Genomic DNA, 12691 nt, shown 5'->3' on the forward strand with positions numbered 1-12691 from the left:
CGGCTGCGCGAACTGCAGCAGGAACGCCAGCTGGTTGAAGAACTCCAGCGACGTCCGATCCTGCGCCGGCGGCGTGGGCGTGATCCATGCGATGGCGGGCGCCGGCGGCGGTGCTGGTGTCCCGGCGAAGGCTGACAACGGCTGCACCTTGTAGCCAGCTTGGATCTTCTTCACGCTCTCCAGGTCTGCCGCGTTGAAGAGCTGGGTGCGGCCAACCACGCTGACCAGGTCGGTCTCCGAGCGGATCACCTTGGTGATGCCCTTGGGCGCTTCCCCCTTCCAGCCCGGCCCGGCGATCAGGAAGCTGCCGCCGTCATTGCCGGTCGTGCGGCTGCCGATGTAGTCGAAATTGAAGGTGTAAAGATCCATCAGCTGGAAGACGAAGTAACGATCCTTCGCCATCCTGGGCACGGTGATCACCACCGGCTCTGCCCGCAGATCCAGCATGGCAAAGGAGTAGGGCGTGTCCGAATTCGGCGTCACGAAGGCAGTGTCGTCCGGAGTGAACACGCGGGCGATGTTCAGGATGGCGTTGAACGGCCCCTTGTACTGCGGGTTGGAGGTGTCGACGTTGAACGCATAGACGGTCTTGTACGTGTCCACCATCGGGACACCGTAGACGTAGGCATCGCGGGAGATGGTCCTGGCTTCTTCCAGCGCAGCAGTGTCTGCCGATGCGGCGGGAGCAGCAGGGGATGCGGCGGGGGCGTGACCTGCCGCGGCGTCGCGGTCCTTCTCATTGCCGGACGATCGCTCGCCGCAGGCGCTGAGCATCATGCCGCTGGCCAGGGCAAGCAGCATCCCGATTCCCGTAGCCGATCGAATTCGATGGTGGTACATGCATCTCTCCTTGAATCAGGGGGTCGGGTTCTGCACCGGCTGCAGGGGCGGCAGGTTCCACTTGCCTTCGATGGCGGCACGGCTCGGGCCGTAAACACGCCCGACCGCGCTGTAGGGGCCGGCCGGTGCCGGCAGCCAGTTGCTCTCCTTCTCCTTCCCTGGGGAGGCGTGGCCGATGTACAGCGTCAGCCCGCCGTCGGCGTCGTACTTGAGTCCGGGGGTACGGTCACCGATGGAGTAGCGTTTCAGGTCGTTGGCGTACAGGAAACGGTCCGGCAGCGCGTACAGCGTGACCGACCAGAAGAACTTCGCCGGGGGCAGAGCGTCCTTGCTGAAGTGGATCATCGACAGCGCGTTGCCGTCGCCTACATACCCGCCGTACCAGGCCTCCTCGATCGAGTTTCCATACAACCCCTTCTCGGCCCCGATGGCACGGGTGAGGTAGTCGTTCTTCAGGAACGCGCGCGAGCCGAACAGGCCATTCGACGAGAGCGTCGCCTTGGCCTTTTCGGCCATCGCCGCCTTGGCATCGGCGACGCCGGCATCGATGGCGGCCAGACGGGCCGGGCTCAGCGCAGTGGCATCGAAAGGCTGCCCGGGACCGATACCTATTTTGGCGAAACGCGCCATCAGCCCGGCTTCGTCCGGATTCGTCGGCTGGGTGAACTGCAGCAGGAAATTCAGGTAGCGGATGAAGTCGTGCGAGTGCGCCTTTTCGGCGTCATACGGGGGGAACACGATCTGCGGAGCGGCTGGAGGCGCCGGGGTCTTCAGGTAACTGCTCAAAGGCTGCAGCTTCATCCCTTCCTGGATCTTCTTGACGTTGGCGATGTCCCCAGGGCTGTTCAACGCGGTGCGGGTGAGCGTGAGGACCAGCGAGGTTTCGGATGGAAACACCTCCTTGATGCCTGCCGGCTTGTCGCCTTTCCAGCCCGGCCCGGCAATCAGATAGCTGCCCGCCCCGTTGCCGGTCGCGCGCGATCCGATGTAGGCAAAGTTGTAGGTGAACAGGTCCACCCACTGCTGCACGTAGTAACGCCCCTCGGGCACCTTGGGCACGGTCACGACCCAGGGCTCCGCGCGCAGATCCAGCCAGGCCCAGGAGTAGGGCGTGTCGTTGTTGGGCGTCACCACATCGTGGTTGTCCGGAGTGTACAGCTCGGAATAGTGCCGGAACCTGCCGAAGCCGCCGACGTACTCCGGGGCCTCGGGCGAGGCCACCTGCTTGTAGAGCGTGTTGTAATTCTCGAGCATCGCAAACGCAAAGATATAGGCCTCCTTCGCGATCGCGCGCGCCTCTGCCTGATCCTGGTCGTCGGCTGTGGCGGGGCGGGTCTCCGGTGACGGCGCTGGCGCTGCTTCCGACGGGGCAGGCGGGTTCTCCTGGCGCTGGCAGGCGGGGAGCAGCAGGATCGACATCATCAGCGAAAGCGAGGACACGCAAGGCATCAGGCGCATGGCAATGGGCTCATAAGGTTCCATGGCCACTGTCATCTGCATGCCGCACCGCGACAAGCGCGTATCCACTGTCCTGCGGTCAGTATTTCTACTGAAATGCCCAGCGTCCATGCGAAACACACCTGATGCTTCCGTCCCGGACGCGCACTGAACTGACGAGATCCAGTGAACCTCCAGTGATGCGCATCGCTGAAGAATTCACGGTGGAGGAACCGCACGACAACGACCCTCTATGGACCTCCTTTTGCAGTGCAGAGTCTCCCTCCATGCCCAACAAGCACCTGACCACGATCAATCCGCTGACCGAAGAAGTGGTCTCTACCTATTCCTACATGTCTGACGCCGAAGCCGCCGCCGTCGTGAAGGCAAGCCATGATGCCTTTACCCAATGGCGTCTACGCAGTCTGGATGAGCGAGCAAAGGTGATTGCGAACATCGCCAAAGTGCTTCGCGAGCGCAAGGAAGAGTTCGCACAGCTGATGACCGACGAGGTCGGCAAGCTCATTGAAGACAGCCGCACCGAAATCGAGCTGTGTGCCGCTATCTGTGACTACACCGCCAAGCAGGGGCCTGTCGTCCTCGCCGACGAGGAGCGCGATGTCGAAGGCGCCACCGGCATCGTGACCCACGCGCCCATCGGCGTCGTCTACGGTATTCAGCCGTGGAACTTCCCGGCCTACCAGGCGATCCGCTATTCCATCGCCAGCCTGATGGCCGGCAATGGTGTACTGCTCAAGCATGCCGAGAGCTGCACCGGCAGCGGACTGCTGCTGCGTGATATCTACGAAAGCGCCGGGCTGCCCAAGGGGCTGTTCGGGGTCCTGTTGATCAGCCACGATCAATCGAATGACATCGTGGAAAATGATCTGGTACGCGCGGTGACCCTGACCGGCAGCGAGGCGGCAGGGCGCACCGTGGCAGCCAAGGCCGGCGCGGCCCTGAAGAAGACGGTGCTTGAGCTGGGCTCCAACGACGCCTATCTGGTCCTCGACGATGCCAACCTCGATCTGGCGGTGGCGACCTGTGTCAAAGGCCGCCTGTTCAACAACGGGCAGACCTGTGTCAACGCCAAGCGCTTCATCGTGACAAAGAAGAACTACGATGCCTTCGTCAGCGCTTATGCAAAGGCGTTCGAAGCAATCCGGATGGGCGACCCGAATGCCGACGACACCCAGCTCGGCCCGATGGTCTCCAAGGCGCAGCGCGACAAGCTGCACGAACAGGTGACCAAGAGCGTCTCGCAGGGAGCGCGTCTGGTGGTAGGCGGCGAAGTGCCAGACCGCACCGGCTGGTTCTACCCGGCCACCGTACTTGCAGATGTAGCACCAGGGCAGGTGGCCTATGAGGATGAGCTGTTCGGTCCTGCAGCGGCCATCATCCGCGCCGAGGACGATATGGATGCATTGCGCATCGCCAACGACAGCCGCTACGGCCTGGGCGGGGGCCTCTTCAGCCGTGACGTGCAGCGCGCCCGGGAACTGGCCAGCAAGTATTTCGACACGGGCATGGTGTTCATCAACACCTTCGACGTCGCATCCCCAGCGCTTCCGTTCGGTGGCGTGAAGGCGTCCGGCTATGGTCGTGAGCACGGTCCGGAAGGTCTCAAGGAGTTCGTGAACGTCAAGTCGATCAAGATTCCGGCTGCAGCGTCGGCTTGAGTTGAGCACAGGCGCCGCGCGAGTCGAGATTGCGCGTGCGCCTGATGTTCGAGCCGGGCAGGGAACTCACCAGCGGTACGTTTGAGGCGGTAAGCTTCCCCCAGCTACAAGGGGAAGCTCATGCTCAAAAGGATTTCAGCAGGATTGCTGCTTTTTTCGGTTGCCTGGTCTTCGCAGGCTCAGTTGCACTCTGCAACGGGCCCCAGACCCAAGCCGTTGCCTACGGCGCCCAAGGCTGCCTACAACTCGATGTCAAAGAGCACCACGCCCTTCAACTGCCAAGAATTGGCATGGCCGAATCACCCGCATCCGAGCATGAAGGCGTATTGCGAACGCGTTGAGGCCCGCACCCTGTCAGCTGAGGCCCAGCGCGCTGGGCGCCCGGGTCCTTCGGACAACGTGATCAAGCTGCCGCCCTTGGGATCAGACGCCTCCAAGCGCTCGGGAACCGCATGTATCGGCGGTCAAGCGTTCCGAAAGCTCCCGAATGGATGGGAGCAAATCCATGCTCATGAAGGCGGCTGGCAGCGTTGCCGGGAGCAGTAGCCGGTCTCAGCGAATTCTGACGCACTCGCGCAGGTCTACGACGCTGCAATCCATTCTCGCGTCGTCCGTAGCCGGGCTTCCTGCATCATCAGCCGCCATTCGGGGGCGATGTTGCAGGTCACGACCACCCGGTCATGTCGCATGGTTCGAGGCTGTGGCCCTCACGGTAAACATGTGGCCTCAATCTCGTCTTTGTTGGGTTCCCGGGAAGAGAGGGAAGACTTGATCCACAGCCAGAGCAGTTTCAGTCTGCCAAACACCATTTCGCATAATGTATATTATGTAATACGAGGCAAGGCCTCGCTTAGGTACTACGTTGGCCTAGGCTTCTCGCTTGTACTGCCAACAGTGTCACCCAGCCATGCAGGGCCGACTAGCCTCTCTCGCTTCCAGGACGCGACCTTGCCCGTGAGCCGCGCACAAAACCCAAGGCGCCCAGCTTCATTTACTAGGGTCAATGTTGAGCGGGCCTCCACAATAGAAATGAGGTGCCAAAATGTCTTGAATGCTACGAGCACGAACACCGCGCCGATAGCGACAAGAATGAACCCATCAAGAAGGCCCTGCCGGCTGGCACTGAGGATGAGGCCGACACCGACTGGAGCAAGCAGGAAATAGCCAATCAAACAAACAACCATCTCAAATTCAAGCCAATGGGCTTGCCCACGCCTGCGTACTGACCACACCACTTGATCCTGAGCCTCGTCCAATTCGAAAAAATCAGAGGTCACCGCGAGCTTCCGGAGCTTGCGTGACGGCCACTCGGACTGCGCGACATGGCGGATCAGCCGCGCAGGCATGGCGGCTCCATAGCGGTGTTGGATTGCCTCCTCCAGCCAGAGATCATCATTTCGAAGAGCACCTTCGTTCCAGAGCTCAAGAAAGTCCCTTCGTCTCTGATGGCGTCCAGCTATCAGCGCAAACAGGCCTTTAACCAGTGGCACGGCCCCAATACTAATTAGCACGGCAATCGGGATGATCTCTCCACCTTCTACGACCTTAGCAATTTCAACCGCATCCACCCCTGCTCCTTCAGCCCAATAATGGGCACTTCATGGTCGGACACATCATCAAAGTAGATCGTCTCATCGGCTGAGACTCCCGAGCTGGTCAGCGCAGCGCCGACCACCTTATCGAGCGGAACCTTTCCGAGAGCGAGCCCTTAGGGATGCTGCCGCCGACGATTAACCAGGGCAGCTCACGGCCGGTCTTAAGCCCATGGTCGAGCCTCTGAGGCTGTCGACTGTGGTCCGGCAGGTGGCCGTGCACTCTACTACCTACTAGGTAAAGAGTCTGGCCAACACCGCGCCCTGCTCTGCTTCGGATTTATCAGAGGCGATAGCGAGCTAACGAGTTTACCGCGGCTAACCTACGCGACCGCTTGCGACGAAAGATTGGAGGCGATCCGTGATCGCGCCCTGCTCTGCTTCGGGCGTGCTTCTGCTTCGGGCGTGATAGTGACGGCCGTTGCCGCAGCGCGATCGCGGCCGCCGACCTTCGGAATCCGCGTCAGATCGGCGACCAGAGCTATATTTACCCGGTTGGAGCACAGGAAGACGCAGCAGGCGGGTGTTACGGCAACCTGGACGCCGGAGAAGCCGGTGCTCGATCGGGCTGCCGTCGCCCTGCAGGACTGGCTGGGGGGGTGCGATCACCGAAGGGGCAATCTTCCGGCGTCTATAGAAACAGCGCGCTGGCTCTGCCCTCTCCTCGGCCACCGTGGGCGAGATCGTGCGGCGACGGCTACGCTTGGCGGGCCTGGAAGGGAGTTTTGGTGGGCACAGCCCGCGGTCAGGGTTCGTGAGCGTGGCAGGCCGCCAGGGTGTGGCCCGCCGGCGCTCATGCAGCTAACGTAGCATCCAGCGATGTCGAGTGTGGTGCGATGCGTTCAGAGCGGTGCCGCCGCCGGCACCCGGCCGCTCCAATCCTTGAGGGCTGAATGATTCAATATAGCCCGGCACCCGCTGAGCACTAAGGGCAGTCAGCGAACAAAGATCTATTTGCTGCTGCTCGCCTTTGAGAATTACGTTGATCTAGACGAGAAAATGGCGCCTTTCGACAAACGCAACGACTCGGTCCACGGGCAAGCAGCACGAGCGCCGCAAGCGGGAAGCGAAGGCTCGGCGCCCCCCCTATGAAGCTATGCGCCAAGGGTGCGAGCATCAGCTTGGCGAGCGTGAAGCACGATAGACCACGTGCCATCACTGTGCAGCGCAGTAGAAGCCGCACTGGGAGCAGCTCGCGAGCGCCACTGGGACCGGCTTATAGAGCCCAGTACTCCTCGCTACACTCGAACCCAGCCAGTAAGGTGCTACACATTTATGGACCGACCCGACACACAAGTCATTGGCGCCTTGGCCGAAGATGAAGTCAAGACGATATTCATGCGCTGGGGGTGGAACCCTGGCATCCACCGCATTGATCGCGGTTACGACCTGTTTGTCACGCCTGGCGAACCATTTAAGGATCGATCCTTCTTTGTGCAGGTGAAGGGCACCGCTCGGGAGACTTCGGGGGTGATTTCGGCTCCGGTCTCCAAGATGCGACTACGGCAGTACGCAGAGGCCAGTCATCCCGTGGTATTGATTCGCGCGGTCAACACTGATTTCTATTGGCTCGATGCCCAGCAATGGTGCGCCAATCACCAAGAATTGCTGTCCGGCATTGGCGACCGCTCGATCCAGTTCGATCGCGGACAGTTGTTGGCCGACCGCGAACGGTTCGAGGATTTTCTGCATCGCGCCTTCCTTGTCACTGCGACTCGGCAGATTGAAGACACAGCAGGTCGAGGGCGCCTAAGTGAAACTCTGACGAGCCTATTGGCGCGGGCATCGGGCGAAACGCCAAATTCTTCCGAGCGGAGTGGTGAGGAGCCCTCCCTACAAGATTGGCCACCCAAACTGCGCGTTTCTTTCCGTGCGGCAGAAGGGGCGGAAAACCGAACCCGATTGCGAGAGGCCATCGCATTTGGACTTCCACGAACTATCGATGTCAAAGAGCTCCACCTAACCGATCAGAGCGTCCACGGCAACAAGGTAGGCCCCTTGGCCGGTAGACTGACCCTTAGCCCACTGAACGCCGAACGTCTGCACCTGCAACTCTACCCGGGCGCCAAACCTTCTATCACGGCGCTCGCGCTGCCCCTGCCTGCCGAGCGGTTTAAGGGCCTTCAATATGGGGCTATAAGCAACGAGCGTTTAAGGAGCCTGATCAACTTCTCAATGCTACCGGGCAAGCAGTATTCCAGCTGTTCAGACATCGACATCTCGTTTGGCCTTCGGTTCAACGAGTTAACCGGCCGTCCTCTACGGCTGTTCCACGAACTGAGTTCGCTTCCTGCTTGGGCGGAACAGATGCTCTCGCATCGTGAGGCGCACCTTGAAGTTCAAGATAATGACGGGCATGGCATCCTCTCTTTACCAACCGGATTTGTTGATCACTTCGAAGGCGTCATTCGCTTGGTGTGGGCGCTCGGCCGCCTCCACGCGGTGACTCGAGTCCTGCAATCCGAGTTCTCGTTACCAGGGGATTTCGAGTTAACCGAACGCGACATGGACGACATCAGCTTCGCGTTCCGGCTCTTGCGCGGTGATCAGCTTTCAATCGTGCCGGGCCCAATCGAAGTGGAGCCAAAGGTTGACATCGATTACTCGAAGCAGTTCCAGATGCTGATTACAACGAATTTTGTCTTCGACATTGCAGGACGGGAAGTTGGCAGCATCCCCGCCATAGTTGAGTTACCGAACTTCACTATTGTTCCTATTCCGGGGACAAGCCGACTACGCTTGGAAGGCGGCCCCGAAGGCCGAGCTCTTGTCTACTACGACGAGCACAACGACAGAGAAAGCCTCATGCGTCGCGCCGGCCAAACGAGCTCATGATATCGATCAGGCGACTTGTGGGGTGCAGGCCAAGGCGGATGATTGGATGGTTGGTTCGACGATGTGCGGTGCGTACACGCGAGTGCACGCGGCCTTGCGCGATCGGCTGGCAGAGCTGGAAGCGAACCGGGCGATCACCTGCGCCATGGACATGGACAGGTAGGCGCGTGCCGAACCGAAGGATGACTCAACCAGGCAGCACCTGCGGACGTCTTGACCTTGGTCTCGACGTCCACCCTCACCTTCCTGAGCTGCCCTTGGACGTCGCATTCCTGTCCCTGCCGGACGGCGGGTCAGCGTCTTTGTCCCCGACGTGAGCATGTCCGCCGGTCGGGTCCTCGATCTGGATGACTGTCCCCTTCTGCCACGCATCCGCCCCTGCATCGATGGGCGGCGCGGCGATGTCGGCACGGCGTTGTCGCTTGTCCTCACTACTGACGCCCAACCGTGCGTCGCGTGCAGCCACCATCGCCGGATCCGCCTGGCCATCTGCGGTGAAGCCCATCATCAGCTGCGGCATGCCTCGGGGCAGATCCTTGTCCAGGTCTGTGTGCCAGGTGTGCCAGGTTTTGCCATATGTGTGGATGAGCTTCTCCATCAGCTCGTGCTCGGCCAACTCGGGGATCCCTGGTGCGATGAGCTGACCGGATTTCACCTCCTGAACGTGGCTGTGCCAGAGCGCCTTCTCCTGCTCGGGAAGGCCTGCGAAGAGCTTCTCGCTGATGATGTACTCCACCCCCATCAACTTGGCGTCTTTCACGTTGCCGTCGTAGATCGTGCACTGGATGACGTCCTCGTTGAGGATGGAGCAGTAATGGTGCGCTTCCATCTGGACCTTCATCTGGCCGTTGTAGAAATGGAACCCGTCCAGATAGGCGTTGATGGCGTCGACCGGCGGACGGTCCTGCAGCAAGGCGGCCCCGGTCTCGAGCGCTTTGGTCTTCGCGGTTTCTTCAGCCCCGGGTGCTTGGACGCTGGACTCGGTGTTCCCGCCCCCGCACGCAGACAGAGCGAAGATGACAGCGATACATACTACGTTTCGATGCATTACGGCTTCTCCTGAACGTCCCACTCGCGCAGTCTGGTTCTAGCCCTTCGACCGTGGGGCGGCCGTGAACAGGTCTGCATGTCGTGCGCAGAAGACATGGCAGGCGTGTAGCAGACCTTCACAGCTCTGCGCACGAACCTAACGGGAGAGCCCCTAGCTTCAGCGCTCCACCCGCCACCAACCTGGAGGACCATCATGGCGATCAAGACCGCTGAAGACCTGTTCATCCACGAACTGTCGGACATTTACAGCGCGGAGAAGCAGCTGACCAAGGCGCTGCCCCGCCTTGCGCGCGCCGCTGCCAACCCGGACCTGGCCGCCGCCTTCGAAACCCACCTTGAGGAAACCCAGGGCCAGATCGAGCGCATCGACCAGGTGGTCGAATTGCTCGGCATCCGTCTCAAGCGCATCAAGTGTGCCGCCATGGAAGGGCTGGTTGAGGAAGGGAAGGAAGCCATCGACAGCATCGAAGAGGGGCCGGTGCGCGATGCGGCTCTTATCGGCGGCGCCCAGAAGGTCGAACACTACGAGATAGCGTCCTACGGCACGATCGCAGCGCTTGCCAAGCAGCTGGGCTACAAGGACGCGCTGCCGCTTCTCCTTGAAACCCTCGAAGAAGAAAAGGCAACCGATGAGAAGCTGACGATCCTGGCCAAGTCGGGTGGGAATGCCCAGGCGGCAAAGGCCGCTTGAGGCCCGTCGCCCCGGATTCGGCAGCTGATCCAGGAGCGGCATGCACCGCCGCTCCTTCACTGCATGATCGAGCCGCTGCCGACGCCTTACGACCAGACGGACGATTGAGGTGGGAGGAGAGCCATGAGTATTCCCAACCCCGCGCTCGTGATCATCGATATGTTCACGTTGTTCGACTTCCCGGAAGCCGCTCAAGCGAAGCCCAGTGCTCTGGAAGCAGCTCGGCACATCGCAAGGCTCGCGCGGCATTTCCGCGAGCGCGGCCATCCGGTCATCTACGCCAATGACAATTTCGCCAACTGGCAGATGGATTTCAAAGAGTTGGTGAGGCTCTGCCTGTCCACGGAGGGCGCGTCATCGGCGATCGCGAAAATCCTGCAACCGGAGCACGGCGACTACTTCGTGCTCAAACCCAAGCACTCGGCCTTCCTCGCCACCCCACTCGCCGTGCTGCTTGCCAAACTTGGCGTAAGGGAGCTCGTCGTTGCCGGAATGACGGCGGAGTCCTGTATCACGGCCACGTGTTTCGATGGCAACGCCAGGGAGTATGAAACGATCGTGGTACAGGAAGCGGTGGCCGGCATCGGCTCCCGGAAGACCACGGCCTTACGACTGCTCCAAGCATCCAGGGCAGCCACCGTCCTCAAACTGGCCAGCTACCTGCGCCGCGGCGGCCCCGCATAGGCCCGAAGAAACAGCGCGACGGTTGCATCGCTTCTGGAGACACGCCTGGGCCCCTGAGGCAAGCCGTGCTCCGTGAGCACCAGCCTCAGGAAATTCTCGCTGTCAGCGGCATTGGTCGGGCGTGTGGAAGCCTCCATGAAGACATCGTCTGCAAGCGTCAGATACGGTTCCAGCACCGCATTCCACTGGTCTCTGTAGACGTCACTTGCGGCGCCAGAGCGCGACAACGACCGGCAGAACGCCTGACACGAAGCGTCCGCCGCCAATCTGCCGATGCCGTCAGCGATACGCTTCAACGCCTCGCCAAGATCGGCAACCCCATGCATATCCAGCGTCCCTGAGGGCATCGATGCAAGGTGGCCGTCCATGACCGTCCTGTAAAGACGCTCCTTGTCACGGAAGTGCGCGTAGAGGGTGACCTTCGTAATACCACAGGCCTCTGCGATGCGCTTCATCGTCGCACGCTCAAAGCCCTCCTCCGCAAACACGGTGGCGGCGGCATCAAGGATGCTCCTTCGGCTACGCGCCCTCGCCCGCTCCCAACGCAGCGTGGTTCTGCTTGCGCCGCCGGTTGAGGCCGCGGCGTTCACGGTCGCCGGAACAGCGCGCTGGCATTCACTCCGCCGAAGCCAAATCCATTGGTCAGGGCGAACGCGATATCCGCCTTCCGCGGCACGCCGCCTACGATCGTCAGTCCTTCCGCCAATGGATCCGGCCGAATCAGGTTGAGCGTCGCGGGCGCGATCTGATCACGCAACGCGAGCACGGTGAAGATGGCCTCGATGCCCCCTGCCGCCCCCAGCAGATGCCCGGTGCTGGATTTGGTGGCGGAAATCAGAAGCTCGGGGCGGGTACCGAACAGCGCACGCATCGCCGCGAGTTCTGCACGGTCGCCCACCTGGGTGGACGTGGCATGCGCGTTGATGTGGTCGACCTGCGCTGGCGTAATACCTGCCTGTGCCAGCGCGATCTCCATCGCCCGGCGCGCCCCGCTGCCGTAGTCGGGCCCGGCTGTGAGATGGTAGGCATCGGAGGTCGTGCCGTAGCCAACCAGCTCGGCAAGCGGCTTGGCGCCGCGCGCCAAGGCGTGGTCCAGGCGCTCGATCACCAGCAACCCTGCCCCTTCGGACATGACGAATCCGTCCCGCTGCTCATCGAACGGGCGAGAGGCTGCCTGGGGTGTGGCATTGAAGCAGGTGCTCAGCGCCTTGGCCGCCGCGAAGCCGCCCAGGCTGACCCGGTGCATCGCCGCTTCCGCCCCACCGCACAGCGCGATGTCCGCCTCACCGGACCTGATCAGCCGTGCTGCATCACCGATGGCCTGGACACCCGCCGCGCAGGCCGTGACGGGTGCGCCCTGCGGGCCTTTGAACCCGTAGCGTATCGATGCCTGCCCTGCCGCCATGTTGGCCAGGAAAGTCGGCGCAGTGAAGGGCGACAGCCGGCCAGGCCCACGGCTTTCGGTGGTGTGGACCGCATTGACGATCGATCCAAACCCGCCGATGCCCGTGGCAATCACGGTCGCCGTTCGCAGCAGCCCGCGCTCATCGGCATCATGCCAACCCGCCTGCGCCAGCGCTTCATGCGCGGCGACCAGCGCAAACTCAACGAACCGGTCCATCTTCTTGAGATCTTTCGGCGCGATGATGCCGGTCGAATCAAAACCCGCCTCCGGGTCTTGAACGCGGTCGGGCACGCGGCCGCCGACTTCGCAGCCGGTCCCCGCCGCAAGATCGGCACCCAGCGCCCCGATCCCGGAGCGCCCGGCCAGGAGACGCGACCAGACGGTTTCAACCCCGCAGCCGAGTGGGCTGACCACGCCCATTCCGGTCACCACGATGCGGTCTTTGTCAGCAATGCTCATGAATCACTTCCCATATAAA

At 61.7% G+C, this 12691-nt stretch carries 11 protein-coding genes; 5 read left to right on the forward strand and 6 right to left on the reverse strand.

Going from position 1 to position 12691, the window contains the following annotated elements:
• Positions 1 to 801: DUF1254 domain-containing protein (locus ABE424_RS05545; RefSeq protein WP_346492513.1), on the reverse strand; the 801-nt coding region annotated here is incomplete at its 3' end.
• Positions 802 to 855: 54 nt separating this feature from the next.
• A complete protein-coding gene (locus ABE424_RS05550; protein ID WP_346492512.1) occupies positions 856 to 2409 on the reverse strand; it encodes a DUF1254 domain-containing protein in 1554 nt (517 codons plus the stop codon).
• A gap of 68 nt (positions 2410 to 2477) precedes the next feature.
• Between ABE424_RS05550 and ABE424_RS05555 the strand changes: the two genes are divergently transcribed.
• Positions 2478 to 3956 carry an NAD-dependent succinate-semialdehyde dehydrogenase gene (locus tag ABE424_RS05555; RefSeq protein WP_346492511.1) on the forward strand — a complete coding sequence of 493 codons (1479 nt, stop codon included), beginning with the start codon at positions 2478 to 2480 and terminating at the stop codon, positions 3954 to 3956.
• A 35-nt stretch (positions 3957 to 3991) separates the two neighbouring features.
• Complete coding sequence (locus ABE424_RS05560; protein ID WP_346492510.1) at positions 3992 to 4297, forward strand: hypothetical protein; 306 nt, start codon at positions 3992 to 3994, stop codon at positions 4295 to 4297.
• Positions 4298 to 4813: 516 nt separating this feature from the next.
• Here the strand turns inward: ABE424_RS05560 and ABE424_RS05565 are convergent.
• Complete coding sequence (locus tag ABE424_RS05565) at positions 4814 to 5524, reverse strand: hypothetical protein (RefSeq protein WP_346492509.1); 711 nt, start codon at positions 5522 to 5524, stop codon at positions 4814 to 4816.
• 1299 nt (positions 5525 to 6823) lie between these two features.
• On the opposite strand from ABE424_RS05565, the gene ABE424_RS05570 reads away from it, so the two are divergent.
• Entirely contained in the window at positions 6824 to 8383 is a 1560-nt protein-coding gene (locus tag ABE424_RS05570; RefSeq protein WP_346492508.1) for a hypothetical protein, read from the forward strand.
• Between the two features lie 238 nt (positions 8384 to 8621).
• Here the strand turns inward: ABE424_RS05570 and ABE424_RS05575 are convergent, their stop codons facing one another.
• On the reverse strand, positions 8622 to 9431 hold the full coding sequence (locus ABE424_RS05575) for an OBAP family protein (protein ID WP_346492507.1): 810 nt from the start codon (positions 9429 to 9431) through the stop codon (positions 8622 to 8624).
• A gap of 195 nt (positions 9432 to 9626) precedes the next feature.
• Here ABE424_RS05575 and ABE424_RS05580 point away from each other — a divergent pair, with 195 nt between their 5' ends.
• Both ABE424_RS05580 and ABE424_RS05585 read left to right on the forward strand, forming a co-directional pair.
• Positions 9627 to 10124: a DUF892 family protein gene (locus ABE424_RS05580; protein ID WP_176988952.1), complete on the forward strand. Its 498-nt coding sequence runs from the start codon at positions 9627 to 9629 to the stop codon at positions 10122 to 10124.
• A gap of 123 nt (positions 10125 to 10247) precedes the next feature.
• Complete coding sequence (locus tag ABE424_RS05585; RefSeq protein ID WP_346492506.1) at positions 10248 to 10808, forward strand: isochorismatase family cysteine hydrolase; 561 nt, start codon at positions 10248 to 10250, stop codon at positions 10806 to 10808.
• Here the strand turns inward: ABE424_RS05585 and ABE424_RS05590 are convergent.
• Both ABE424_RS05590 and fabF read right to left on the reverse strand, forming a co-directional pair.
• Positions 10781 to 11398, reverse strand: a complete 618-nt coding sequence (locus ABE424_RS05590) for a helix-turn-helix domain-containing protein (protein WP_346492505.1) — start codon at positions 11396 to 11398, stop codon at positions 10781 to 10783. The two genes, ABE424_RS05585 and ABE424_RS05590, sit on opposite strands and share 28 nt — an antisense overlap.
• On the reverse strand, positions 11395 to 12672 hold the full coding sequence (gene fabF, locus ABE424_RS05595) for a beta-ketoacyl-ACP synthase II (protein ID WP_346492504.1): 1278 nt from the start codon (positions 12670 to 12672) through the stop codon (positions 11395 to 11397). Before fabF ends, ABE424_RS05590 begins: the two co-directional genes overlap by 4 nt.
• Between the last annotated feature and the right edge of the window lie 19 nt (positions 12673 to 12691).

Source organism: Stenotrophomonas sp. TWI1149 (genome assembly GCF_039673155.1).
Lineage (GTDB): Bacteria > Pseudomonadota > Gammaproteobacteria > Xanthomonadales > Xanthomonadaceae > Stenotrophomonas > Stenotrophomonas maltophilia_AA.